Genomic DNA, 25359 nt, shown 5'->3' on the forward strand with positions numbered 1-25359 from the left:
TCTACCTTGCACCCTCGCTCCCGTTTTCCTTACATTGCGTTTTGCCAAAAAATTCCTGTGGGAGCAATCGCGATGCCATGATGAGGATTAGTTCGCTGAATCTATACATCATCTATGGTTCGCTCACAATCATCGGCCCAGTTCCCGCCCATTCCTGAGCTGATTGAAGGTTTACCGAATATTTGCGGCTGGGAAACCGAGGTTCAATCGGTTATTTCCCATGCCGATCCGGTATTTTTGCCCACCACAAATTTGGATCTGGGGCAAATTCAGGCAGCATTTGCGATCGCACTCCAGATGCATCAGCCCACCATTCCGGCAGAAACCGGAGGCAAGCTGATCAGCAACTTGCAGTACATGTTTGAGCACCCCTACGAAGGGGACAACTACAATGCTGGCCCCTTTTCCTACTGCTATGCGCGGATGGCCGATTTTATTCCAGAACTGGTGGGACAGGGCTACAATCCCCGCGCCATGCTGGTTTATTCGGGTAATTTGCTCTGGGGACTGCGGCAGATTGGCCGAGGCGAAATTCTGGAAAAGCTGAAGCGAATGACGCAAGACGCCACCTATCAGCCCTATGTGGAGTGGCTAGGCACGATGTGGAGCCATGCGCTGGTGCCGACGACACCCGTTATGGATCTAGAGCCTCAGATTCGAGCGTGGCAGCATCATTTTGCCGCCGTGTTTGGCTGGGAGGCCCTGGCGCGAGTGCGCGGTTTTGCGCCGCCGGAACTCAGCTTGCCGACCCACCCAGATCAGCTCTATGCCTTTCTCAACGCGCTGAAAAACTGCGGCTATCGCTGGCTGATGGTGCAGGTCAGTTCAGTTGAAACGCTGGTGGGAGAACCGATTCAGGATATCCATCTGCCCCACTGTCTAGTGGCTCGGAATGAAGCGGGGGCCAGCATTAGTCTGCCCGTCTTGCTGACGCCGCGCGGTTCGGACAGCCATAAGTTTGTGGGACAGATGCAGCCCTATCAAGTGGCCAAGACCCTCTCGCCGCAGGTACAAAACGGCATTTCAATTCCGCCCCTGGTGACGCAGATTGCCGATGGCGAAAACAGCGGCATCATGATGAACGAGTTTCCGAATGCGTTTCGGCGGGTTTGGCAGGAGTGTGCCCAGAACAATAGCGGCCAGTCAGGCGTAGTCGGGATCAACGGTACTGAGTACTTAGAGCTGCTGGAGGCCGCTGGCTTCACCAGCGATCACTACCCTACCTGTCAGGCCAAAGGCCACTGCCAAATCTGGCGACAGTTTGACGACCCCGGTTCTCCCACAGAGTCAATTGCGATCGCAGTTAAACGTATACAGCAGTCTTCACCGGAATTTCAGCTCGACCCCGTAGCCATACCACCCTTAGGGCAACGGTCTAACGCCCCCCAGAGTAATGGCGGTGACGACATCGCACCGATCTACCAGCTCAGCCGCCGATTTCACACGCTGATGGATTCCCTGAAAGCTGAAGCCGAAGCCAACTCAACCGATGAACCCCTCACCCGTCAATCCCGCTATCGACGAGCCTTACTGCATAATTTACTCCTGCAAACCAGCTGCTTCCGCTACTGGGGACAAGGCATCTGGACAGAACGAGCAAAAGATATCTATGCGCGGGGGGAGTCGATTTTGCGAACGGATTTTTAGTGGGTGTTGCCTAATCTTGGTGTGAATTGTGATGTGGGGGCGCTGCCCCACATCACAATTCACACTTGAATTCAAAACTCAACACTCAGCACTCACTCAACCTCGTGGTAACTCCCCCGACCAGTCCTGCTGGCGCTGAAACTGATAAGCGCCCATCATGGCTCCCCAAAGTCCCTGACCCGTCTCTGGATCAATACCGCGATCGCGGCTGTAAAATTCCTGCGGTGTGGCGGTGAATCCCAGTTCTACCTGCCGCGTTTGTCCAGCGTACTGAAAGCAGCATCTGGCTTCCGGGGGCATGGTGGCCTCAAATGTCCCGTTATTCTGACGCACGGTTAATACACAGCCTGACAAATGTTCAACATCATCTGAGGTGATGGCTGCTAGCCGTTCTGGATTAGTTCCAGCGCCCCGAAACTGGCTGGGGTCACGAAAGGCTAGGTACTGTACCTGTAGTATTTGAGGATCAGTATCCGGCTTTAAGAGCATCAAGCGCTGGCGATAGGGCTGATCCAAATGCAGCACGTTGACCTGTTCCGCGAATAGCGCAATGTGATTGGCGAACCGCTGGGGCAAGGGGCGATGCCACAGCCTTAGATGCACAAACCAAGCGGGTTGATCCAGCGCTTGCGATTGGTTGCTGAATTCGCCCGCGAGCCATCGAGCCAGAGTCCAAAGGGGTTCCGTCATGGGAATATAATCGGCAGAACAAGATAAGCGTGTGAATAATTTGCCTCAGTGCATCAAGCCTTAATGAATACAATGCACAACGGGGGAAATACGGTAGACCGCAAGTTTACAATAGCAGCGACTACCCAGGTTCGGCATCTCCACATTGAGCAACCATATATTTGGGGCGCTGCATCCTGATCTCAGGATCGATGCTTGTAAAGATCATAAATATATAGATCATAAATATATAGATTAAATACATGCTGCATCAGTGAATCAAGCACAGATACATGGTGCATTATGTCTAACTCCACTGCTCTTGGCCAATCTAACAGAATGTGAGAATCTGGCTTGGAACCATCTGAACCGCTTTCTGTGATATGAGCGTTGAGCGTTCTCAATTGCCCTCTAATTGCTCTCCAGCATTCGCGAACAAAGTTTATGGGTCGCAAAAGTCGAAAATTCGTCTCTTACGAAGACGATAAAATCTCGATTTATGAAACAGAAGATGGGTTGAGAATTCGCCGGAAGCGAGACTGGCGACGGATTCGCCAACCGCTGCTAATCGGTTTACGGGCAGCAGTTTTAGGAGCTGGCGTGGCTGGACTGGTTGGTCTAGGACTGTACACCGTGCAGCTGGTGCAGCTTAAACAGCGATCGCAACCATCGGAAGAGTTTCGTCTCGCCGTGAATAAAGCCACCAGTGCAGCCGAATTAACTCAAACGGCTCAGACCAGGCAAGAATGGGAGAAAATCGCAACCTGGTGGAAGGAAGCCAGTGAGCTGATGGCAGCGGTACCCAATGTGAATAACCAATCTGCGATCGCACATGACAGAGCTATTCAATATGATCAAAACCGCCAGTACGCAGCCAAACAAGCCGCCGCAGCCGACTTGGCTACACAGCCGATCAAAAGCCTTTGGCACATTGGCTCTAGCCGGGGACAGATGCTAGGCATTCAAGGCCCACCCACACGCACGATTACATATGACTCCCAGTGCCGAGAACTGCTCTATTTCAACAACAGTCGGGTCGATGTGCAAAACGGACGGGTTGTAGACTATCAAGATGTTGATAACAACCTGTTGGTCATCCAGCCTGCCGACTTGCCCAACATCGCGGCCATTCCAGCTGGCTTTTGGAGCTTGGGCTCAACGAAAGAAGCGGTATTGGCTATTGAAGGAACGCCGAGCCAGTTTATTCGCTACGAAGCTCTTAATCAAGAGCTGCTGTATTACGGTAGCAGTCTAATTGAGTTGAAAAACGACATTGTGACTGGCTACAACAATGCTGACAACAACTTAAATGTGGTTGTCATGCCCAGTGGAAGACAACGACCAAAGACCAACGCTTGGACACTGGACTCAACCCAAGAAGACATTCTGCTGATTCAAGGAACGCCGACTCAAATCGAGCGAGACCCATCCATTTGCCGAGAGCGCTTTTACTACGATAAAAGCATCGTTGATTTCAACAATGGGAAACTTGCTGGTTATCACAACTATAGTAATAATCTGAGAGTGCAATAGGCTTTATTGGTCAACGTATAGACAGGTATGTGAGCTGCGCTTGCATCCTTACCTATCTGTATGCTTACCCTTTGAACATGCAACTAAACGGATAACAGAACGAATGGCACAACCTCGTAAACGATTTGGCCAGCATTGGCTGCGCAGCGAAAAGGTGCTGCACCAGATTTTGACCGCCGCAGAGCTGACCGGATCGGATCGGGTGTTAGAAATTGGGCCGGGAACTGGAATTTTGACCCGTTGGCTGCTGCCACTGGTGGAATCAGTCGTCGCGATTGAAATTGATCGGGATCTTTGTAAGCGACTGGTGCAAACGTTTCGAGAGGCGCAGAATTTTCTGCTGCTGCAAGGTGACGTGCTGGAACTGGACTGGGATGCTCAATTGCAGTCTTTCGAAAAGTTCCAATCGCCCAATAAAGTCGTGGCCAATATTCCCTACTACATCACTGGCCCGATTTTGGAGCGGCTGTTAGGTACGATTACCAACCCAAATCCAGATCCCTTTAAGACAATCGTGCTGCTGGTGCAAAAGGAAGTGGCAGAGCGGATCTGTGCCAAACCGGGTAACAAAAGTTTTGGCGCGCTATCGGTGCGAGTACAGTATCTTGCCCAAGCTGATTTTATGTGTACCGTACCCGCTAAAGCCTTTCAGCCGCCGCCGAAGGTGGATTCTGCAGTTGTACGCTTAACGCCCCGATCCTTTCCCACTCCGGTTCACAACCCTCGCCAAATGGAGTCTCTAGTCAAAATTGGCTTTGCGACGAAGCGAAAAATGCTGCGCAACAATCTCAAGGGCATGTTAGATCGCGATCGCAGTTTAGACCTGTTTGAAAAGCTAGATATTTCTCCCCAAGCTAGAGCCGAAGATGTCAGTGTGGCACAGTGGGTCAGTTTAAGTAATATGTTGAGTAACGTCACGGATAACGCCGCCAAAAACCTGCATAGCTCCGTGTCCGGTCACGACATCAACGAGTCAAACCCTGATTCAGTGCCGCAAAATGAACTAGAGATGGAAGAATAAGAATCTGTAGCGCTAGCCGTTTAGGTTGAGACACTTTTTTTAGAAACTTAGGATTTAAATCGTTAGAACGTTGAAACGTTAGAACGTTCCAACATGCCAACGTTTTAGAATTTCCGAATGTTTCGCTCAGCGTGACGACTGGCTACGGTTGGTATGTACAACTGATGATGCAATCCCACCCATGCGTATTTATTCGCTCTTGGCCTATGCCAAAATCAATCTCTACCTAGAAATCATTGGCGATCGTCCCGATGGCTATCACGAGCTGGCAATGGTGATGCAGAGCGTCAGCCTGGCCGATCGAATTAGCCTGCGGGAGATCAGCGTCGATGACGTGCGGATTCAGTGCGATCATCCCGATGTGCCCACGGATCAGCGCAATTTGGCGTACCGGGTGGTAGAGCTAATGTGGGAGCAGTTTCCCGAAATGCTGCAGCGACATGGCGGAGTTGAAATCACAATTGAGAAGCAAATTCCGGTTGGAGCAGGGCTAGCGGGGGGATCAGCCGATGCAGCAGCGGTGCTGGTGGGTCTTAATCTGCTGTGGAAGCTGGGGCTGACTCATATTGAACTTCAAGAATTGGGGCAGAAACTAGGATCTGATATTCCGTTTTGCATTACAGGTGGAACTGCGATCGCAACCGGACGAGGCGAAAAACTGGCCCTACTGGACAATAACAACAATTTACATGTGGTGCTGGCCAAACACCGCAGCATTTCAATTTCGACCCCTTGGGCCTATGGCACGTTTCGAGAGCAATTTCGCGACACTTATGTTTCCGCTGCCGATGACTTGGCTGCACGCTGGCACCAAGTTCACTCTGGCACACTGGTTGCAGCTCTTGGCCACCACAACCCGGCTGAAATTGGTCAGCATCTCTATAACGATTTTGAAAGGATTGTGCTGCCAGCGTATCCCCAAGTTGGACAACTGCGAGATACGCTGGCCAAATTGAGTCCCTTGGGAGCGATGATGTCTGGTTCGGGGCCGACCGTATTTGCGCTAGCTAACTCGCGACAACAGGCTGAGCAGATTCAGCGGCAGGCTCAAGCTGAACTAGCCGATCCAGACATTGATTTTTGGGTAGCCCAGTTTTGCTCGTCCGGTGTGCAGATGAGTGATTAGTGCAATAACAATCAGCTTCGCTCCCCTCAAATCAGCCTTGCTAGGTCTGGGATTGGCGGCAAATGCCAAATACTGAGGTGTAACCATGCAGGAACGTTGTGCCTTCAACGGGGCCGATTTCACCATTGCAGAAAAAGCCACTGAGAGCTGTTGGACCAATGTAGCGATGGAACAGCTGCGAATCAAAGTTAGGAGCTTCATAGAGCTGTTCACCCCGTCCCATACAGGCAAACATTAAGGCACCCGCAGGCTGAGTGGCAGCATGATTTTGGGTGTATCGCTCAAGCAGCAGAGCCAAATCTTCCGCTGAGGTTTTTGCATCTCGGAGGTGGAACTGGATGCGCTGCCCAGACCGAATGCGATCGCCAATTGCGATCGCACCTGCTCGTGGATCAACCCCCAATAAATTACGAATCAAAAAGTCGCCTTGTTCCAGATTGCGCTTGAAGCTGCTTTGAGCCACGCCAATAAAGAGGGAATTTTGGGCCAGAGCCCGATCCTCTTCACTCAGTGTCTGAAAGAGTTCTTGCAGCACTTCCAGCGGTGAACGGAGTTGATCGGGATGGTCGGGATCTTCTAATTCCAACAGCACATTGCGCTCACCTTTCGCTACCCGATAGGGCTGACCAATGGGACGACAGCCCTGCGCCACAATCGTATCTAGCACCAGATTTCCCGACAGCGCTACCCCAATCGTCCCTGATTTGTAATAGGTTTGACCGCAAAACAGACCACTGTCCCCCACCATATCCGTACTGGCCAGCCCTCCCACTTTGACAGAACCGGGATAGGCAAAATCGAGTCCCTGTAGCAAATTACTAATGCCGGACGACATCGGTGCGCCCAACAGAATGAACTGAGGCTGGGATGCAGGCGATACTCCAACCTGATCAATCCACGCATCTGGGGGAGAATCTAAATCAGGCAAATTATCTTCGGCAATATGAAACGTCTGCACATCCACCTCTGGCATAGAGGCTAGACAAAGGCTGAGGGCTGGATTCGTTTCCACCTCTTGAGTTTGACCCGAACGGTCTCTACCAATGATGCCGCCACCGCTGCAGCCAATCAGGACGGGCAGATCGAGCTGCTCTTGTAACAGCGGCATCAGCCGAGAATATTCACTCGCAAATGCCGTCGAGATAAAAACCAGACCAAAATTTGCTGGTGCCGATAATGCTTGCTGCGTTCGTTCCACGACTTCCAACACAGCAGCTTCTAGAGACGGACGAGTTGAAAGGGCATTGGCCCACTGCATAGAATCCGGCACGGTGCCACCTTTGGATCAATTACGGTCTATCTCTTCAGTCGTGCCTCCCTCGACTGATTTTGTCATTAGTTTAGAATAAGGCATTCCGTAGTGAAGCGACAGCGAAACGGAGGGATGCCTTATTCGCGCGCGCGAAAATCCCCCCACCAGCGCGGGGCCAGCGGGCAGGGCTGATTTATTGAAAAAAGGAAAATAGACGGGGGATATCGTGGGCTAAATGCCGCAGTCCCTTGGTGATGGAGGCAAATCCGGCTTGGCGAAACAGATTGACCGCAATCGTTCGCACAATCGCAAAATTGGTCGGTGCATGACCATCACACAAAGGGGCGTGATCTTCATGAAGCACGACATCCTTTGGCCAATGCAATCGATTCTCAATGTGCCAATGAGAGCGAATGTGCTGAGCAAAGCCTACGGCATCCAACGGGAGTGAACTGATGTAGAACATGGTCTGAGTGTAAGGCTGGTTGTCACGAGTTCCGACTCGTTCGACTCGAACCATGCGCTCGACTCCAACCCAACCGGGGTCTATCCCTGCGACTGATTCCAAAACACTGACGGTACGACTTGTTTGGCGCTCACGCGTTCGTTCAACTTGGCAATCTGAACTGGTGGGTAACGATTGCTCAAACTGGGTTCGCAGATGCTCAAACAGCTTAGGTTGGTTCGGCTTGACGGCCATCAGGTAGTCATTGCCACTGGCAATAATCTGCTCAACCGTTTTTTTGAGTGTGCAACGCATCAAAACTGAAGCAAACTCCTTTGAATTGCAAGACATCTAACAAGGTCTGCACGGTGACAATCTCACTTTGCTGTTGGTTTCGCATCGATTGGAGTCCAACCACGACCCCTTGTTGCACACTGAAGGCAGAGACGACACTGACGAAGTCTTGATAACTTTGGTCATAGTCTGTGACGGTTGCCTTGATACTCTTGCCATCGGTGGCCAGTTGTTCTCCGGTTTGGGGCGCAAATGCCGTTGTTGCCCAGTCATTGAAGGCTTGACTCAGGTGTTCAAAGTTGGTTCGCACGATCACCTTGCGGATCGTTGAGTAGGCGGGCAGTCGGGTGTGAGGCAGCTCTAAACAGTCCAGCAACACCGTTTGATGCCGTTCGACGAAATCTTCAATCGCTCGGTAACCCAAGCACCCACTCATCGTTGCCATGATGATCAAAAGCAGCACGACCCACAGGGGATATCGCGGTTGAGTTCGAAAGTCTGGAATTTGCTTGAGATGGCTGATGAGGCTCATGGTTTAGTTGTTGTGCAAAAATGGTTACCTATCTCATTATCTTTTTTCTCTCATCAATAAATCAGCCCTGGGGCCAGCGGGGGGATGATGCTTGAATCATTGAAACTCTGCTCTAGCAGAACTGAATCGAAAGGGCTTTGAACAAATCTCGACTAACGCGAGATGCGGTCATCATAACTCGCTTGTTGCCAGGGAGCTTCTTGTCGAGCTGGCGATAGTAGGCGCGATGCGCTGCTAAATATTTTTGGTCGGTTAATCGGCTCGACTGAACAACTACCAGTACTTTGACGTGTTGCCATAGGGCAGTGCGAGCATAGGACGCGCCGCCAGCAGTCCACTCGGATTTATTGCCGCTCTGACTCTGGACCATACCCATGCCGAGCGAGAGTTTAAAGGCAGCTTCAGAGCGACGGCGTTTGGTCTTCTTGTTTTTACGGCGCGAGCTGTCACTATATACATACTCAACTATCGGTTTTCCATCGCTGCCAAGGAACTTCTCAAAGGGAAATATTCGGCTCAGGAGCACGGCCCGGATCTTTGGGCTAAAACCAAAGTCGTCGAACACCTCTTGGTAGAGACGAAAGCGATCGGCGTTGAGCATCTCGTCAATTGCCAGCTCTTGGCGGTACATCTGGCGATGAAGGTCGCACACCTGCGATGCGAGCCATGTTGTTGCATCACTCAGACCTGTACCAATAGATTCGCTTAACTTTTGCGATCGCACTTTTTGACCACGAACATCTTCACCTGCAATGAAGCGCCAGAGGTTTGGCGGATCAGGGTAGAGATACCAGCGAGGATTCTGGGGTTTTCTGCCGCTAGCGGTTCGGCAGACTTCAGGCCATTCGGTTGCCAGCTGTGCCCAGAGCCGGTTCGTTGTGCTGGTACAAAGTCGAGATAGGCTGTGACGGCTCAACAGCATCTCCCGCAAGTCTTCAGCATACAGATCGATGAATGCTGACTCATCACTGAAGTTTTCGAGGGTATAGGCTGCGATGCAAACTGGATCGTAGCGGTCTGACTTGTTGTTGAGTCCTTTATATCCGCGATACTTGCCAATTCGGTGAGTCGGAATAAGCCTGACGATTTTGTTAGCGCTGCGCAATTGGTCAATCCACGGCCTTGAGTAACGGCCTGTTGGTTCCAGCGCATAGCAATCGGCATCGAGTGAGAGTAGATAGTCAATCCCAGATCTATCGATCTGGATAGATTCGGTTTTATGCCGCTGGGCAAAGCGCTTCAAATCATTGGGCACTTCATCTAGCAGACACATGGAAACGGACGTTTTACCAACGTCTAAACCACAAATTACAGTCATAATGTTCTCTAGCTCAGTACTGCATTCTCGTTAAACCCGTCATCAATTGCAGGTCATCACCCCTTTAGAACCCGATCGCTAGAGAGTAGAGGCGCGATCCAGGCCGGATGTCAAACAAAACCCTTTTAGATACGGGGCGCGATTCAGGCCGCGTGTTCCGTAAACCTAAATAGGTCAATGCCTTATCAAGCCCGAATCGCGGTGTGATGGCTTTGGACACCACCACAGCGAGCGTTCGTAAACGCTCGGTGTGAGGGTGGTTACTGTTGCTGCTGGGCAATCTTGTGGGCGTGGGTGATGAATTCGAGGGTCACGTCCTCAATCTGTTCTGGATACAAAGAGCAATAAGACTCAAAAGCGTCTTTCAAATAAAATTCATAAAGCTCCTGTGGATCTTTTTCAGTCAGTAGTGCGATCTCCATTACGGCACTTCTTAGAGCCATGCAGTACTGAGCAGCAGCTTGTTGGAAGCAGGGGTTTAGAACGGAGATACCGGGGAATCTGGGGGAGTCTGTCATTAGTTGTTGTCCTGTCGGTTCAAACGTTTAACATGCATTTCAGCGGCTGTTAGAGAGCAATGTGCATCCCATTCGTCGGCTTTGGCCTTGTTCTTGATGGCGTCGATTGCCAGGAGCGCAGATTCGCCAGTGATGGAACATTTACCAGCGCCGGGATAGTAGAGGTCTATCCACATTGCTTCCTCATCCCATTCGGCATAGGCAATCTGATCGATGTTGTATGCGTTGCATCCAGTTTCTATGAGCATTTTTGCTGTGCCTCTCTCATGAGTTCAACGGGGTCAATGAAGACGACTTCATATTCATGTCTGCTGCTAGCTGAGATGCTGATTAGGCCGCGCGCGTAGATTTCAGCGTGAGAGCGGAATTTGAAGGCGGCGACGCAATGGGGATGACCGATGCAGGGACGGTGATAGACGCGATATTGGAAGCGGGAAACGATATGATTGGCGGTAACTTTGGAAGTCATTGGTTATCTACTCCTTTCTAGAATTTTCAAGTGGGCTTATTTCTCCACAGTGCGATCGCGGGGGTCTTGCGATCGCACTTTTTTCATGGGTCAATTCGGTTGCTCGTCATCAGCAGATTCAGATGGTTCAACGTGCACAAAAAGCTCTAAAACGCTGTCAACCAGCTCAATCGCATCAGATTTCTTCATTTCCAAAAGCTTCTTATTTCCCTTCTTCATAGCCTGAAGAAGTCGTTTTTCATGCCCTTCAGCCCCTGCAAACCCTCTCCCTGCTGTCAACTGAATGACGGCACAGGCCAGAGTACCGATGGCATATAAAGCTCTTTCGTATTCGTGGTAGTCAACTTTCTTCTTTTTCTGCATAGGCTCACTCTCGGGTAGTGGGTAAGTTGCGATCGCACTTCTCACGCGATCTGTTTTGTATTGTAATTACAATCTATACTCAATTGGCAAGCAATTCATTACAATCTTTGTAATGATTGTGAGTACAATATTGGAGAGATTGCAATGAATCACCATGCCAAAAGCGAATCACAGAGAACCGGGGGAACAGAAGAACGAGACATTGAATGCTCGCCTGAGCTCAATGGCGAAGGACGGCCTGAAAGCGCTGGCACAGCAGAGGGGAGTGTCAGTGTCAGAACTTCTGGAGCAGCTGGGCCGTCAGCAATTGCAAGTGACCCCATCACCGGGGGAATCCTGAGCCAGCTGATTAATCAGACCAAAAGTCAGCTGGCTAAAGCACGGGATTGTGTCACCTGGTACGAACAAGAGGTCAAAGAGTTTCAAGACCAGTTAGACCAACTAGAGCATCTACAGCAGCAGCTTGAACAACAGCAATCTGATGAATAAACAAAGGGGGAAGTACGTTCGTACTTCCCCCTTTGTGCTTTCTTATGGTGGGACTGATCCAATGGAAAAAACGGCAGCTGTAGACGGGAAAAACGGTTTTCCGATAGCTTCCGAAAGCAACGCAAAACCGTATGCTTTCGGAAGGTGGTTAGACGTGTATGAGTACAAGTCGCACGGCGTGACTTATTACAGATTTATGTGGGGATGTGGGCACACCCGATTAGGTGCTCGGCACATCCCTGGTGGCAATGTCAAAAATGCGATCGCAACTTCCAGAGCTGTGGAAGTTCGACGGTGGATCACACTCGGCAGATCACCGGATGAGATTTGCCAGTTGATCGACGGCTGGAGAACGCGCGGTTCTAAAGGTCAATCTGCACGGAACTAGATGTGTCGTATGTGTTGGTAAGCAACTGTTTCGGCTGAACATCAGCAGGGACATCAAACATCAGCAGCATCCTGACAGATTCACCAGCATCAAGCGGTGCTGAGTCATCATCGCCATACCACATAGATGAGCTGTCAACTTCGTACAGCTTGCCATCACTGCCAACTAATGTACTGAATAGGTCTAGCTCAAGCGCTTCATGGAGTTTCTGACGCTTACCCGTTGCGTTTTGGATGACAACTGGAATCACAACCCAACGGTCTACAGCTTCGTGAGTCATGAACTCATCAACTGTTAAATCACGGCCTTCGTCACGGGGTTCTAGAACACCAATCTTCCAGCCAGGTTGACGAGCTGCGAAAACTTGAGGTGTGCCAGTGTAGTAACTGGTTAAATCGACTAACGGTTCAACTTCAGCGGGACGGGAGCAACCAACGGTCAACAGCAGCACGGCTGTTAATAAAATTCGCTTCATAGTGCATCCTACAGTTATGGAACTTTAAAGCGCTGGCAGCGACACCAGCGCTTTTTTATAGGATGCCCAGACTATTGAGAGGGAGCGATATTCAACCAGCGCTGAATCGAGTTCTTCCACAGCTCTACAAGCTGAACCTTTTTCTCAAGTGAGGCGATACGGGCGATAAGACAGGAGTACTCTTGCTCCGTCAGGGTGATTTCGTTTTGGAAGTCGTGTGACATCGCTTATTCTCTATCCCTTGGGATGAACCCGTGTTTAGTCATGTAGCCCTGGAGCTGTTCAATGTGACTGCTGAGCCGTCGCACTTCTTCAGTTATCCGAGCGTGAATGTCTTTGTCAGCCGATTGAAATCGGTCGGTGCGATGGCCGATGAGATTGGTGTTCTCATTGGCGCGATATTCCAGCATTTCAATTTGCGATCGCAGTTCGGTATCTTTGACGCTCTGCGAGTGCTGGACACTCTCGATTCTATGAGAGAGCCGTTCAAAACGGCTATTCATCCAGTTCACCATCGCAATGATCGCGCCAACAGTTGGCAGTAGCCCAGCAATGAGCGCAAATAGAGATTCGTATGTCACATGAGGAACCCTCACTAGAGCCATTGTTCCACCGTGACTTGCCAATTCGTATCGGCATAGACGCGAGAGGACACAGGCATTTTGATTTGGATGTACCGAGCTGCACCCGTCAACTCTCGAATCTCTGGCGAGAGGGGAAATTCGAGTAGCAGGGGCTCAGGGTCGGGAAAAATAACTTTGATTTCGGCTGATCCGGCGCTGGCAAACAGATTGCGAATCAGCAGCTTACCGGGGTTTTCGCCGCTGTAAGTCTGAGTGATGCGAAACAGATTGGTGTCGAAAATAGCCGTGTCGAACGCTTGCCAATCATAGGACGGTGAAAGTGTGCCGATAGACGACCAACCCATAGTTAACCTGGCAGTAGTAATCCGGTCGGTGTTTCGTAAAACGTAATTCCGCTATCGACGACGTGGTTCATGTTTGCCGCTGCCATGTCCATCCATGCGATCGGGTCGATGCCCTGCTCTGCGAGGCAGTCAAGATAGGTGTCGATGTCCTCTTTCCCATCCATGACGTTCTCAAGGATGCGGTTGCGCTGGCCCAGCAGCTTAGCCTCTTCAATCTGATCGGCATAGCTCATGTCTGGGTCATCACGGCCAAACGTTACGATTGCGTCGATAGCGGAATACATAAGGCAGATTACGCGGTGTAGTCGATGTTTTCTTCAGACAGCGATACTCGGTTGACCTCTAGGTTAGGCTGAGATTTCAACACACCTTTGATCGCATTGAAGCTGTCATAGATGGTGTCGCCATCAGCATTACGACCAAAGGGACAGCTCAAACGTGTGGCTCTGTATTTGATGTATTGCAGTCCTGTGATCTGAGAGGTTGCCACCTCTCTGCTTTTTTCTGCATCGCGTTGCCAGATGACGCGAGCTGGCTTGAACTTGCCAAATGACACCAAGTTTCCGGCTGTGACGGTGTTTTCAACTTGCGCACCTGTTCCAGTTCCATTAATTAGCGGCGCAAGCACATCGTAATGCCCACTCTGCGCCCGACCTTCAACCCGTTCGGTTGTGCCGCCCAGGTCAGCGCCAAAGGGATAGACAAACACGCTGATGAAATTCATTTCGGGACGGGTCAGCAGTCGCCGGGGGCGCGTTGCGGCGGTCTGTAAGTAGTCGATGTAGTTTTGTAGTCCCTGGTTGTAGTATGCACCTTGACGGATGCGTGAAAAGCGTCGAGCCATAGTTAATTACCTTGATCATTTGCCTTATCCTGCTACCTTGATCGATTAGATAATATCGATACGAAAGGTGACACCTTTCTGGTAAACCTTATCGAATAAGTTGGACGGTAGATTCCCTCACACGGCGACCAATGGCTCAGGCCACGTTCCTGATCTATCTACCAAACAGATAGGATTCGGAAGCTTTGCGATTTTCATCAATGCGTACTGGAATCGCACGTCGGCAATCGGACGGCGGCGCGCGAGCTTGCGCGACTCGCCCAAAACTACATCTGAACCCGGCACGGTCGGATAGGCGACGCTCTCCGCTTGGTTCAGCTTCACATTCATAAATTCCGGCTGATAGGTGTCGTTTTGGATGCTCAACACTTTCTGAGTGAGTAGGACGGCATCCGATTCATTTCGACACAGCAGTTGCAGTTGGTAACCTTGCTCCCAGCTGGTGTACGTCCACAGTTCCTTACCTTTTCTCCAGACATAGCCGTTATTGGTGGCAAACTCACTGCGGATGTCGTTGGCATAAGAAGTTGCGATCGCAGTTGAGATCGTCTCGCTGGTGTAGTTCATCAGCCGAAATGAAATTCGGGCTGTAACGGGCGCGTATCCCGGTTCAATGTCTTCGTTGTCCTCTTGGAAATAGAGCAGGATTTGGGGCTTCTGTTTGCGGTAGATGCCCTTGCCGCCTTCCTCAAATCCCGGCAGTCCCACCAGTCGCTGATTTACTGCCAGGTCAAAGACGAGCATTCTGCCCAGCGTCATCAGAAAGCTATCGCCGTCAAAATGCTGCACTGCTGTTCTCAGGGAATCGCGCGATGTGTTGATATTGGGGCTCCAATCATCACCGCCTAAATCGTTGAAATAATCACGAACCGCGCGATTATAGATTTTCTTGATTGCATCTTGCAGATGTTCACTTGGGGAAAAATTATCCGGTAGAGTCATAACTGCTGTTAACCTCCCCTATTCATATCTGCTGGTGTAATCTCTGGCGACTGACTCGCTGTTGCAGCGGCGGCAGCGGCGGCAGCAACTTCTGCGTTATCAACGGGTTGCCGTGGCTCAGGCGGTAAGTAAGGCTGACCTGTGACTGGATCAATTTCACCGGTAACCATGCCGACAAATTGAGATGTGTTTGTGTTCAGCTCGCTGATTTCTTCCTGAGCATCCCTAACTGTACTGGTAACGGCATAGAGGGAACTGGCGGTATCCTCAAGCGACTCTAGACCATCCGTAACCCGTCCGATTTTGTTGCGCCATCTCTCCTGAGCACGCATTCTCTCGCTCATGTAGGGATAGGCAGCACGACCGACCACACCATATTTTTTGAGGGCGTTGCCAATCTTGCCTAAGTTCTCCGCTATCCATTCCTCGACTTCGGCTGTGCTGTCCATGATGCTGCGAACAGTCCAGATGACCTGCGAGCCTGCCTGCAAAATGCGGTTCGCTCTGAGCCATTGCAGCTTAACCCCTGCGTAAACTTCAGCTCCAAGGATGGAAATGATTAGATTCTCGAAAGTGCTGCCGATTAGCCCATTAACATCAAGGGCGTTACCGTTTTCGTCCCGTACTCCAATAACGTTAAGAACCTGTGAGGTGAGTTCTCCCAGTGTTTCGCCTAACTCTCTGGTGAGCATGGACGCGTTATGCAGCGTGACGACCAGAGTTAGAGCACTGACTATCTTATCCATACGCGTGAACTGCCACGCTTTCCGGAGAAATGTATCGAGCAAGTTCAGTTTTTTCTGAGTCTCGACTGCCACCTTGCGAGTGAGCAGCACCACTGGGGACATCACCTTACTCAGGCGATTGGTGTCGGTAGTGGTGCGATCGATCTTCCTGAGTAGAGCTTTGTCGGCTGCGTCCATCTCTCCATCCTTCCCATCACGTCCAGGTCTTCCATCTTTACCAGGTGCGCCTGCTGGCCCTCGGTCACCTTTCGCGCCAGCTCTGCCAGGTGCGCCAGCTCTACCAGGAGCGCCAGCAGCGCCAGGAGCGCCAGTTCTGCCAGGAGCGCCAGTTCTGCCAGGTGCGCCAGTTCTGCCAGAAGCACCATTTCTACCATCACGACCGGGGCGACCGGGCAATCCTCGCGGCCCTCTCTCACCTCTGCCAGCTCTGCGAGCGATATCAATCGCTCTATTTGCCGTACTCTCAGCCGTACCCGCTCGGTTCAACGCCCGATTGGCAATGCCCACAACTCCATTTACAGCAGCTTGAGCCGCATTAGCGACAACAACTGCTGAAGCAGCATCTCGCGCGGCCCTTACCGCTGTCTTCTCAGCATCCACTGCTGTTTCCTGCGCAGTTTTTGAACGCGAGAAGGCTTCAGCAGCCTGTCTTAGAGCGTCTGAAGCCCTACGCGACGCATCAAACGACCTATCTAGAGCACTATCGGCTTGCCGCCTAGCGCCCCTAGCCGCTTCCAATGCTCTATCGACCTGACTCTTAACAATCTGAATCAGACCAATCACGCGAGATAGATCAGCTTCCAAAACCCTCAAACCTTTCTCAATGGCCTGCATTCTCTTTCTTAACCCTTGCACCTCTGCCAGAGTCGCGAGCCCTGCAATTAAATCGAGAATGTTGAGAAGCATCCCCAGCACCCTAAGCGACACCCTCAAAGCACGCTTAGCAATCGGCGCTATGTCATCGATTAAAGCTAAAGCCTTGCGGCCTAAAGCACTTGATTCAAGCGCTTTTCTGAGAGCATTATTAGCTAGCCTAGTAACTTCAGTAATCTTGGTAGAAACAAAGTTTTTTAGGCGATTAAATGACTCTTCTATGCGCTCTAACTTCTGCCCCAAATTAGTCACAGCCCTACGCGCTGCATTAGCTTTAGTATCAGCAATTTGAGCTTTACGAATCGATAAATCCGCTTGTCTTAGGGCATCTTGAGCCATTCGCCGCGCGATTCTATCTTGATTTTGGGCGAAAGCTTTTATCTGGAGTTTAGACTAAAGAGCGAAAGAAAATCGCGGTCGTGCTAGGCACGAACCGCGTTATAGCAGAAGCTGAGACAATACCACTCACCTCAGCGACTACTATGCCCTACGATAGCCTGTACGGATTTCGCCAGCGCGCCCATCAGTATTTGGGACGAGCGCATGATGCGACCTTTGAACTCATTGACGCGGTGTTGACGACACGGCAAGCGCCCAGCTTTGTCGAGCTCTCGCGCTCCCCATTCTTTCGTCGCCAATGGCCGAGTATCTATAGCGCTGTACATGACAGCCGACCGCAGCGCCGCCGACTGATGCAGCTGTACCTGGAGCAACTGCCCCAGGAGGAGCCAGTGGTGTTGGCTGGCGACCATACGGCATGGCCCCGTCCAGACGCGAAGTGCTTACCCGAACGGACGTATGAACATCAGGCTCAGGGTGTGGGAGGAGGGGGGCCGATTACCGTCGGTCAAGGCTACAGTACGTTGGCCTGGATTCCACCCGAGTCAGGCAGTTGGGCCTTGCCTTTGCGGCATGAGCGAATTACCAGTTGGGAGAGCCCATTAAGCAAAGCTGCATTTCAACTGCGGCAAGTGTGTAAAGAGTTATCCTGTCGTCCCTTGACGCTCTGGGACAGTGAGTATGGCTGTGCTCGCTTCGTGCTGGAAACCGCTGATATTGCCGCCGATAAACTCATGCGTCTGCGCTCTAACTTGAACCTCTGGGGAGCACCGCCGCCCTACAGTGGACGAGGACGTCCCAAAGTCCACGGCGACAAATTCAAACTCAATGACCCCGACACCTGGTGGTCAGCCGATGAGACAGCAATTCTCGAGCATCCCAAGTTGGGGACAGTGCGGGTGCGCTGTTGGCACCAGTTGCATTTTCGGCAAGCCGCTGCTCATCCCATGCGGCTGATTCAGGTGCAACGCCTTGATGCCACCGGACACCCTCGCCCCGCTCGCCCCCTCTGGTTGGTGTGGGTTGGCGAGAGTCCACCGCCCTTAGACACCCTCTGGCAACGCTATCTGCAACGCTTTGCTATCGACCACTGGTACCGCTTCATCAAGCAGCGACTGCATTGGCTCTTGCCGAAACTGGCAGACCCCAAAGCGGCGGAACGCTGGAGTGACTTGATGCCCTTAGCCACCTGGCAGTTATGGTTAGCGCGTGATCTCGTCCAAGACCAACCCTTGCCCTGGCAAAAACCTCAAGCCGCTCTGACTCCTGGACGAGTGGCTGATTCCATCGCTCCACTTTTCGCTCAGTTGGGCACACCGACTGCACTTCCCAAACCCCGAGGAAAATCACCGGGCTGGCCGACTGGCACCCCTCGACCCCCCAAACCCTACTGCCCCACCATCCGAAAACGAGGAAAACGCTCTAAAAAACAAGCCACATCTGTCCCTTAACCCCGCCATTCGGCTCCTGTTACTCCAAAGTTGCGCCACTGTCACAGGTGGTGCAATTTGGCCTTAGTCTAAACTCCAGTTTTATAGACGATTGCACTTGCAGAAGTTCGGGGTGAGTGACAAATAACCCACCCAAAACACCAGCTCCAGTCAGCAACATCCCATTAAATTTTTGCTGAGTCAGCGGTTCCAAACGCTGAATCTCTGCTCTAAGAGCGGCTATCTCCTGCCTTAGTTGGTCGCACTCACTCATACTTTTCTATCCCGCTCTAGTAATAGCTTCCGAACGATTAAGAGACCTAACTTGACTGACAAGAGATTGAATATCGACTAAATATTCGCCACAGTCCAAACAGCAATCGCCACACTCAAGCGTATTAGGAGGGCAACCGCCTTCTATCTCCCACTCTGGACAACCTCCCTCCCTCACTTCCTCATACAAAAGCTGATCGGTGCTGCTGTAGACGCGAAATCGACACGAACCAGCCGTGCAATTATCGGTTGCATTTGCGATCTCATAGCTGATGATGGCTGGATTCGGCTTCGTCTCGCTCAACCGGCAGAATCGCCCTAGACCTTGGAAACGACGAAATGAGCCAGAAGGATAGTAACTGGGAATCCTCACAGCCCAGCTGCCGAATGACTGATAGGTTTCCGGTGGCCCCCAAGGCGCGTAGACCGTGACAGTCTCAATAAACGGCCCCGGTTGGCACACTCCGCTTTGTAAGTCAGCACCTATCGACACTCGCAAGTTGAACAGCTTCTCAGGACAATCGACGGGAGATTTGAACGGCTCAGTCTCAACACGAGGATTGGGATCTTCCACCTTGGTTTGATACCAAATCGGATCGTCAGGCCAGCGATAACGGACGATCCGCTCATCTGCTTCACTCATCAGCCCACCACATCATCCGGATCGATGACTCCACCAGCTCCAGCAGGTTCGTAGAGGTTGACGTTGTAACTGTGCTGGATTTGGGTGTCGGTACGGGCGAAGGATTTAAACGGATCGTCGATGGTCACGCCGATCGTTGTGTCATCGAGGGCGTTGGCTGGCTGGTTTGCTTTGTTGTGCAGGATGATGGCGGCCAGAATTTGATCGGCTGATGCTGTGGCGGAGTCGAGGCTATCGAGTTCGGTGATGGTGATGGAGAGGACTCCGGCAGACAGTGCAGCGCTAGAGCCAAATCGTTGTTGAAGACTTAAACCCATTGCATTTTTCCTCGGTTTACTGTTAGGAATAAATCAACTGTAAAAACTGATTTGAAGCGCGGCAATCACCAACTTCTCTGTAGAATTTGTAGATCTTCAGCAATTCCACGATGCTTATCTGATAAGGCTTAGAGCTATATTTGTCAGTAGTTAGCGGAGGAAAACCGCCAAGTTATTCGAGGATTCAACGAATAATTTGGAAGGATTTTAGAGCGAGAATTGGCAAAAAATAATCGGTCGGGGAAAGCTGCAATTTTGAGCGATCGGCAGTGGCAACATTTACGGCGCTCATTCCGATCACCGTCGCACCGCATGATTTTCGATATCGCCTATTGGACGGGTGAGAGATTGGGGGCTATCGTCCAGCTGCGAGTCGAGCATGTTTACACGCTGGATAAATGGCCGCGCGAGTCCATCACGTTTCCGGCATCAACCCGTAAAGCACGGCCCAATGGAGAGCGAGAGACGCGAGAGGTTTACGTGCATTCAAACTTGCGCTCTCTGCTCTGTGAATATCAGCAGCCGTTCTACGGGTATCTGTTCCCAGGTCTAGAAGATGGCTCACACCTGAGTTTTGATGCTGCCGATGATGCCCTCCGCCGTGCCGTCGATAAAGCTCGGTTAAATCATGTGGGCATCTCTACCCACTCATTCCGGCGCTCGTTTGCCAATGCGATCGCCAACAATGGCGCGTCGCTGCAGGAATTAATGAAGGTCATGGGATGGAGAGATCCAAAGGTTGCTATCGGCTATTTGGAAACTAATCCTGAACGGCTGAAGCAGGTTGTAATGTCACGCTGACCAACGGCGGGAAAGTTGCGATCGCAGATCTGCCGTTTGAAATATTTTGGGCTGTTTTTTACTAAGGGGTGTCAAACAACACGATACAATGCGGTAAGTATATTGACTCATTGCATAGCGACATAAAAAGTTATGGCTGATATTCAAGAACAGATTAACCAGGAACTAAAGCAAGCTCGTGAAGTTTGTGACACTGAAGGCAGCGATTCTAGCAACTGTGCGGCAGCTTGGGATGCAGTCGAAGAGTTGCAGGCAGAAGCCTCTCACCGTAAAGAGAAGAAGCCTGGTAAAACCTCGCTGGATCAATACTGCGACGAAAATCCTGATGCGGACGAATGCCGCATTTACGAAGACTGAATCTAAATTTATTATTTTATAGCCAAACCAAAAATCACCAATCTGTCGCCGTATCAGAAAGCTAAATCGGGGTCAAATTAGTGATTTTTGGTGTCTTTCAATTTAACTGAGACATTTACACCTTCGAATCGAGAGCAGAAAGAGGCGAGTTGCTGTTGTAATGCGACGGCACTCGCCTTTGCCAGCTTTTATGGCAAAATTTAGAGCGCAAAACGTGGCATATCAACCATCAAAACTAATTTGACACAGCACTCGCACATTCGTTTTAAGCATCTTCAGCTTCAAATTACCGACATTACACCATGACACACACGCCACACCTCACGCCAGAATTGGATTGCCGCAAAGTCATGCACTGTACATCGGACGTGCAGCTATCCTACTGGGACTGGGGAAATCCCGACGGAATACCGCTACTGTTGCTGCATGGCTTAGCCGATCATGGTTTCGTGTGGCGAGAGTTAGCTGGAGAATTGTGCGATCGCTATCGCTGTGTTGCTCCTGATCTACGCGGACATGGCGACAGCAGCAAGCCCACGACTGGATATAGCTGTCAGGACATTGTGGCCGATTTGAATGCGCTGATGCGTGAGATGGGTTGCAGATCAGCCCATGTAATTGCTCATTCTTGGTCAGCCAAAGTGGCGCTGATCTGGGCCAAGCAGCAGCCTGAGCGGGTACAAAGCCTAACGCTGGTTGATCCATTCTTCGTCAAGCAGTTACCCAAGGCTTTCAAACTAACGTTTCCACTGCTGTATCGGGTTCTGCCCTTTTTGAAAGTGATGGGGCCGTTCGATAGCTATGAACAAGTGAAGCAGGTGGCGCAGCAGTTAAAGCAATATCGAGGCTGGAGTGATTTTCAGGCGGAAGTGTTTCAGCGAGGCATGGAAGAAAAAGCAAATGGCCAATGGGGCAGCAAATTTGTCCAACCCGCGCGCGACGAAGTATTTATGGATATGCTGCTGGTGGATGGGTTAACAGAGACGCTAGATGTGCCCTGCACCTTTATTCAGCCGGAGCAGGGGTTGAATCGCTCCAATTTTCAAATTAATTCGTTTCGTCGTTATCTAACCCAGTTGCAATTTGTCACTGTCCCCGGCAATCACTGGCCATTTTTGGTGGAACCACAGGCATTTAATGCTGCGATCGCACAGGTTTTGGAAAAGTACGCCTTTTGAAGGTTTAGTACTCGACCCGTTTCAGGCAAGATTAGTTGAAATCCAAACTGCTTTTTCTTAAACGAAGAGAAAGTTTGCGATGCGAAATAGCCAGCTCTGGCTATGATAGAATTCTGAACAAGATTACGTAGGCAAGGATTACTAGGCATGTCAGCAGCCGCACAAGTTACAGATTCCACATTTAAACAAGAAGTACTTGAAAGCGAGCTTCCCGTTTTAGTCGATTTCTGGGCACCCTGGTGTGGCCCATGCCGAATGGTAGCTCCCGTCGTTGATGAAATTTCAGAACAGTACGACGGCAAGGTTAAAGTCGTCAAAGTCAACACCGACGAAAACCCCAGCGTAGCTAGCCAGTACGGCATCCGCAGCATTCCCACGCTGATGGTGTTTAAGGGTGGTCAGCGCGTCGATATGGTCGTTGGAGCTGTGCCAAAAACCACTTTGGCTAATACGCTAGAGAAGTATCTTTAACGCACATTCCACATCGCTATACTCAGAGCTAAATTAAGCAGCATCGATTGAGATGGTGCGATCGCAGTTTAGCTAAACTTTGGCTAGATTGAGGTTGCCTGTTCACTCAATAGCATTTACTTAAATCAGCGCCCTAGGTGAAATTTCATCTAGGGCATTTGTATGGGTGAAATCCAACTAAGAAGGTAGCAAACCCCGATAGAATAAAGATCCGCACTCACGAGGTCCTATGGTTTCGTCTCCCAATTCACTCACAGCACTTGAGGCAGAAGTCAGTCAACTGATACGAGACCTGCCGACGATGAAACACCGAGAGTTCATTCAGCAGGCACTCCTTACTTTAGTTCGGCTGGCAGAGAGTGAAGCGGATCGCCTGGATTGGAAAATCTTAAACTACTCGCTACAAGACATGGCGCAGGCGTTTGAGATGTTCTATCCCTATCGTCATGTGCGTAAGATTACCATTTTTGGCTCAGCCCGTACTCCAGCAGATCATCCTGAATATCAGATGGCGCTGGAGTTTGCCCGCCAGGTGACGAAGCAGGGCTTCATGGTGATGACGGGCGCGGGCGGCGGCATCATGCAGGCGGGTAACATGGGCGCAGGTGCGGGCAATTCCTTTGGCCTCAATATTCAATTGCCGTTTGAGCAGGGAGCCAACCCGTTTATCCACGGCGACCAAAAGCTGCTGTTCTTCAAATACTTTTTCACGCGCAAGCTGTTCTTCCTGCGAGAAAGTGATGCGCTGGCTCTGTTCCCCGGCGGTTTTGGCACACAAGACGAAGCATTCGAGTGCCTAACTCTGATTCAAACAGGCAAATCGGGGCTCGTGCCGCTGGTGATGATTGATCAACCGGGGGGAGATTACTGGAAGAGTTGGGATGTCTACATTCGACAGCATCTACTCGACAAAGGATTAATTAGCGTTGATGATCCGAGCCTGTATGTGATTACCGACTCGCTAGATGAAGCCTGCCAAGCGATCGCAGATTTTTATCGGGTCTATCACTCTAGTCGCTATGTGGGCGAGCGGTTTGTGATGCGGCTCAACTGCGAGCTATCGGATGAGGCCATTCATCAGCTAAATGAAGAGTACAGCGACATTTTGGTCAAAGGCAAAATCGAAAAGAGTAAAGCCCTTCCTCAGGAAGTCGGCGACGAAACGGAAGAGATGCCGCGCTTGGTGATGTACTTTAATCAGCGCGACTATGGCCGCCTGCATCAGTTCATTATGGGACTCAATCGGTTTAGCGACTCTCGCCCCGAAACGACTCATCCAGAGCATAAGTGAGGACTGTTTTTCTTTCCTTACTCCTTACTCCTCTCACCTCTCGCCTCACTTTCATGCTGAGTTGATCAAAAGCAAAATGGATACCGCTCATGAAAATTCCGGCACTGACAGACTGGCCTGAAACCGCTGAAGTTGCCGTCAAGATTCAGCAGGATTTGCGATCGCAGGTAATCACAATCGACCAGCTTGGTTCTGTACAGTACGTGGCGGGAGTAGACGCGGGATTTGAAGAGAACGGGACTATTACCCGTGCCGCAGTCGTCGTACTGAGCTATCCGGATTTAGAGCTGGTTGAGCATGCGATCGCACATGTGCCGACAACGTTTCCCTACATTCCAGGCTTTCTTTCGTTTCGAGAAGTTCCAGCAGTGGTAGCGGCACTGGCGCAGTTAAAGACAGAACCAGATTTAATTTTGTGTGATGGTCAGGGTATAGCCCATCCGCGTCGCTTGGGGATTGCTAGCCATTTGGGGTTATTGGTGGATGTGCCGACGATTGGGGTGGCAAAATCGCGGCTGATTGGTCGTCATCCAGACGTGCCACTGGAAAAAGGCAATTGGGTGCCGCTTAAAGATAAGGAAGAAACGATTGGAGCGGTGTTGCGATCGCGCACAAATACCAAGCCGCTCTATATTTCGGTTGGTCATCGCATCAGTTTACCGACAGCGCTGGATTATGTCATGGCCTGCACGCCCAAGTACCGTCTACCGGAAACCACGCGACAGGCAGATAAGTTAGCCTCGCAGCGTGGCATGAAGAAAAAGGCACCGTCAGCAACTAATCCATTATCCTCGTCACCAGCGAACGGAAAAGATAAAGATAAGAATGATGAGCAGATGAACCTGTTTTAGTACAAAGCCCGGTTAAAACCCAATGACGTATGTTTTGTAAAAAGCTGGCCAGGCCAGCTTTTTACAAAACATACGTTGGGCTCTTATACACAGATTGGGTATAAGTTCAAGCACCAAACAAGCACGCCGCCCAAGCAGCGCGCTTGTTACCAGCTATCGTGGGGGTTGCTTGATTCGGGCATGAAAGCGATGTGGAGGCACACCTCCTACACCCCTATTCATCCCTGCAACTAGCAATACCGCATCGTTATGCGAGGTATGTGATGCCTAGGACTCGACTGTGTGACCAGAAGCGACAATGGCTTCGCGGAACGATTCCTCGCTGGCTTTCGACTCAATGTTGACTTCTTTCTTCTCGATATCAACATCAACTTTCGCGTCAGAGTCAACCACTTTCGACGCCTCGGTAATAGTTTCTGCGCAACCTTTACAGGTAATAGTTGGCACTTTAAACGTCATCATAATTTGCGTCTCCTGTTAACAACACTAAAAAACTGAGGTGAAAATCGGTTCGCCTCTCCATTTGAAGACAGTAG

The 25359-nt window shown here is 50.8% G+C and carries 29 protein-coding genes and 1 pseudogene; 12 read left to right on the top strand and 18 right to left on the bottom strand.

The window, feature by feature from the left end; translation table 11 throughout:
- Positions 1 to 114: 114 nt before the first annotated feature.
- Positions 115 to 1647 (top strand): polysaccharide deacetylase family protein, encoded by a 1533-nt coding sequence (locus AC286M_RS24020; protein WP_488206799.1) that lies wholly within the window; start codon positions 115 to 117, stop codon positions 1645 to 1647.
- 96 nt (positions 1648 to 1743) lie between these two features.
- Here AC286M_RS24020 and AC286M_RS24025 read toward each other — a convergent pair whose 3' ends face one another.
- Positions 1744 to 2337 carry a chromophore lyase CpcT/CpeT gene (locus AC286M_RS24025; RefSeq protein ID WP_488206800.1) on the bottom strand — a complete coding sequence of 198 codons (594 nt, stop codon included), beginning with the start codon at positions 2335 to 2337 and terminating at the stop codon, positions 1744 to 1746.
- A 423-nt stretch (positions 2338 to 2760) separates the two neighbouring features.
- On the opposite strand from AC286M_RS24025, the gene AC286M_RS24030 reads away from it, so the two are divergent.
- From AC286M_RS24030 to ispE, 3 genes are all read left to right on the top strand, one after another.
- On the top strand, positions 2761 to 3849 hold the full coding sequence (locus tag AC286M_RS24030) for a hypothetical protein (RefSeq protein WP_488206801.1): 1089 nt from the start codon (positions 2761 to 2763) through the stop codon (positions 3847 to 3849).
- A 103-nt stretch (positions 3850 to 3952) separates the two neighbouring features.
- Positions 3953 to 4870 carry a 16S rRNA (adenine(1518)-N(6)/adenine(1519)-N(6))-dimethyltransferase RsmA gene (gene rsmA, locus AC286M_RS24035; protein ID WP_488206802.1) on the top strand — a complete coding sequence of 306 codons (918 nt, stop codon included), beginning with the start codon at positions 3953 to 3955 and terminating at the stop codon, positions 4868 to 4870.
- A gap of 181 nt (positions 4871 to 5051) precedes the next feature.
- A complete protein-coding gene (ispE, locus tag AC286M_RS24040) occupies positions 5052 to 5996 on the top strand; it encodes a 4-(cytidine 5'-diphospho)-2-C-methyl-D-erythritol kinase (RefSeq protein WP_488206803.1) in 945 nt (314 codons plus the stop codon).
- A gap of 40 nt (positions 5997 to 6036) precedes the next feature.
- On the opposite strand, the gene AC286M_RS24045 is transcribed toward ispE, so the two are convergent.
- The 7 genes and pseudogenes from AC286M_RS24045 to AC286M_RS24075 form a co-directional block, all read right to left on the bottom strand.
- Complete coding sequence (locus AC286M_RS24045; RefSeq protein ID WP_488206804.1) at positions 6037 to 7266, bottom strand: FIST signal transduction protein; 1230 nt, start codon at positions 7264 to 7266, stop codon at positions 6037 to 6039.
- 175 nt (positions 7267 to 7441) lie between these two features.
- A pseudogene (locus AC286M_RS24050) lies at positions 7442 to 8519 on the bottom strand (ISAs1 family transposase).
- Between the two features lie 112 nt (positions 8520 to 8631).
- Positions 8632 to 9837, bottom strand: coding sequence for an IS110 family transposase (locus AC286M_RS24055; protein WP_488206805.1), 1206 nt, complete (start codon positions 9835 to 9837; stop codon positions 8632 to 8634).
- A gap of 260 nt (positions 9838 to 10097) precedes the next feature.
- Complete coding sequence (locus tag AC286M_RS24060; RefSeq protein ID WP_488206806.1) at positions 10098 to 10355, bottom strand: hypothetical protein; 258 nt, start codon at positions 10353 to 10355, stop codon at positions 10098 to 10100.
- Entirely contained in the window at positions 10355 to 10603 is a 249-nt protein-coding gene (locus AC286M_RS24065) for a hypothetical protein (protein ID WP_488206807.1), read from the bottom strand. The genes AC286M_RS24060 and AC286M_RS24065 overlap by 1 nt, the downstream gene beginning before the upstream one ends.
- Entirely contained in the window at positions 10594 to 10824 is a 231-nt protein-coding gene (locus AC286M_RS24070) for a hypothetical protein (protein ID WP_488206808.1), read from the bottom strand. The genes AC286M_RS24065 and AC286M_RS24070 overlap by 10 nt, the downstream gene beginning before the upstream one ends.
- A gap of 90 nt (positions 10825 to 10914) precedes the next feature.
- On the bottom strand, positions 10915 to 11187 hold the full coding sequence (locus AC286M_RS24075; RefSeq protein ID WP_488206809.1) for a hypothetical protein: 273 nt from the start codon (positions 11185 to 11187) through the stop codon (positions 10915 to 10917).
- A gap of 144 nt (positions 11188 to 11331) precedes the next feature.
- Between AC286M_RS24075 and AC286M_RS24080 the strand changes: the two genes are divergently transcribed.
- The gene (locus AC286M_RS24080; RefSeq protein ID WP_488206810.1) at positions 11332 to 11676 is read left to right on the top strand and encodes a hypothetical protein; all 345 of its coding nucleotides are present in this window, start codon (positions 11332 to 11334) and stop codon (positions 11674 to 11676) included.
- 362 nt (positions 11677 to 12038) lie between these two features.
- On the opposite strand, the gene AC286M_RS24085 is transcribed toward AC286M_RS24080, so the two are convergent.
- From AC286M_RS24085 to AC286M_RS24115, 7 genes are all read right to left on the bottom strand, one after another.
- A complete protein-coding gene (locus AC286M_RS24085; protein ID WP_488206811.1) occupies positions 12039 to 12539 on the bottom strand; it encodes a DUF4352 domain-containing protein in 501 nt (166 codons plus the stop codon).
- 227 nt (positions 12540 to 12766) lie between these two features.
- Positions 12767 to 13120 carry a hypothetical protein gene (locus tag AC286M_RS24090; RefSeq protein ID WP_488206812.1) on the bottom strand — a complete coding sequence of 118 codons (354 nt, stop codon included), beginning with the start codon at positions 13118 to 13120 and terminating at the stop codon, positions 12767 to 12769.
- A gap of 14 nt (positions 13121 to 13134) precedes the next feature.
- Complete coding sequence (locus tag AC286M_RS24095) at positions 13135 to 13467, bottom strand: hypothetical protein (RefSeq protein ID WP_488206813.1); 333 nt, start codon at positions 13465 to 13467, stop codon at positions 13135 to 13137.
- 2 nt (positions 13468 to 13469) lie between these two features.
- On the bottom strand, positions 13470 to 13751 hold the full coding sequence (locus AC286M_RS24100; protein WP_488206814.1) for a hypothetical protein: 282 nt from the start codon (positions 13749 to 13751) through the stop codon (positions 13470 to 13472).
- A gap of 8 nt (positions 13752 to 13759) precedes the next feature.
- Positions 13760 to 14311 carry a hypothetical protein gene (locus tag AC286M_RS24105; protein ID WP_488206815.1) on the bottom strand — a complete coding sequence of 184 codons (552 nt, stop codon included), beginning with the start codon at positions 14309 to 14311 and terminating at the stop codon, positions 13760 to 13762.
- 117 nt (positions 14312 to 14428) lie between these two features.
- Complete coding sequence (locus AC286M_RS24110; RefSeq protein ID WP_488206816.1) at positions 14429 to 15253, bottom strand: hypothetical protein; 825 nt, start codon at positions 15251 to 15253, stop codon at positions 14429 to 14431.
- An 8-nt stretch (positions 15254 to 15261) separates the two neighbouring features.
- The gene (locus AC286M_RS24115) at positions 15262 to 16905 is read right to left on the bottom strand and encodes a collagen-like triple helix repeat-containing protein (RefSeq protein ID WP_488206817.1); all 1644 of its coding nucleotides are present in this window, start codon (positions 16903 to 16905) and stop codon (positions 15262 to 15264) included.
- Positions 16906 to 17354: 449 nt separating this feature from the next.
- Here AC286M_RS24115 and AC286M_RS24120 point away from each other — a divergent pair, with 449 nt between their 5' ends.
- Complete coding sequence (locus AC286M_RS24120) at positions 17355 to 18662, top strand: NF041680 family putative transposase (RefSeq protein WP_488204827.1); 1308 nt, start codon at positions 17355 to 17357, stop codon at positions 18660 to 18662.
- A gap of 259 nt (positions 18663 to 18921) precedes the next feature.
- Here the strand turns inward: AC286M_RS24120 and AC286M_RS24125 are convergent, their stop codons facing one another.
- Positions 18922 to 19557, bottom strand: a complete 636-nt coding sequence (locus AC286M_RS24125) for a hypothetical protein (RefSeq protein WP_488206818.1) — start codon at positions 19555 to 19557, stop codon at positions 18922 to 18924.
- Positions 19557 to 19874 (bottom strand): hypothetical protein, encoded by a 318-nt coding sequence (locus tag AC286M_RS24130; RefSeq protein ID WP_488206819.1) that lies wholly within the window; start codon positions 19872 to 19874, stop codon positions 19557 to 19559. Before AC286M_RS24130 ends, AC286M_RS24125 begins: the two co-directional genes overlap by 1 nt.
- Before the next feature lie 219 nt (positions 19875 to 20093).
- Between AC286M_RS24130 and AC286M_RS24135 the strand changes: the two genes are divergently transcribed.
- The 6 genes from AC286M_RS24135 (at position 20094) to nfi (ending at position 24823) form a co-directional block, all read left to right on the top strand.
- The gene (locus tag AC286M_RS24135) at positions 20094 to 20675 is read left to right on the top strand and encodes a tyrosine-type recombinase/integrase (RefSeq protein ID WP_488206820.1); all 582 of its coding nucleotides are present in this window, start codon (positions 20094 to 20096) and stop codon (positions 20673 to 20675) included.
- 132 nt (positions 20676 to 20807) lie between these two features.
- Positions 20808 to 21032, top strand: a complete 225-nt coding sequence (locus AC286M_RS24140) for a Calvin cycle protein CP12 (protein ID WP_488206821.1) — start codon at positions 20808 to 20810, stop codon at positions 21030 to 21032.
- A 302-nt stretch (positions 21033 to 21334) separates the two neighbouring features.
- Positions 21335 to 22210, top strand: coding sequence for an alpha/beta fold hydrolase (locus tag AC286M_RS24145; RefSeq protein ID WP_488206822.1), 876 nt, complete (start codon positions 21335 to 21337; stop codon positions 22208 to 22210).
- A 147-nt stretch (positions 22211 to 22357) separates the two neighbouring features.
- Positions 22358 to 22681 carry a thioredoxin gene (gene trxA, locus AC286M_RS24150; RefSeq protein WP_488206823.1) on the top strand — a complete coding sequence of 108 codons (324 nt, stop codon included), beginning with the start codon at positions 22358 to 22360 and terminating at the stop codon, positions 22679 to 22681.
- Positions 22682 to 22910: 229 nt separating this feature from the next.
- Positions 22911 to 23972, top strand: coding sequence for an LOG family protein (locus AC286M_RS24155; RefSeq protein WP_488206824.1), 1062 nt, complete (start codon positions 22911 to 22913; stop codon positions 23970 to 23972).
- A gap of 89 nt (positions 23973 to 24061) precedes the next feature.
- Entirely contained in the window at positions 24062 to 24823 is a 762-nt protein-coding gene (nfi, locus tag AC286M_RS24160) for a deoxyribonuclease V (protein ID WP_488206825.1), read from the top strand.
- 267 nt (positions 24824 to 25090) lie between these two features.
- Here the strand turns inward: nfi and AC286M_RS24165 are convergent, their stop codons facing one another.
- On the bottom strand, positions 25091 to 25285 hold the full coding sequence (locus tag AC286M_RS24165) for a heavy-metal-associated domain-containing protein (protein WP_488206826.1): 195 nt from the start codon (positions 25283 to 25285) through the stop codon (positions 25091 to 25093).
- Positions 25286 to 25359: the final 74 nt, after the last annotated feature.

Source organism: Thainema salinarum CENA647 (assembly GCF_057732415.1).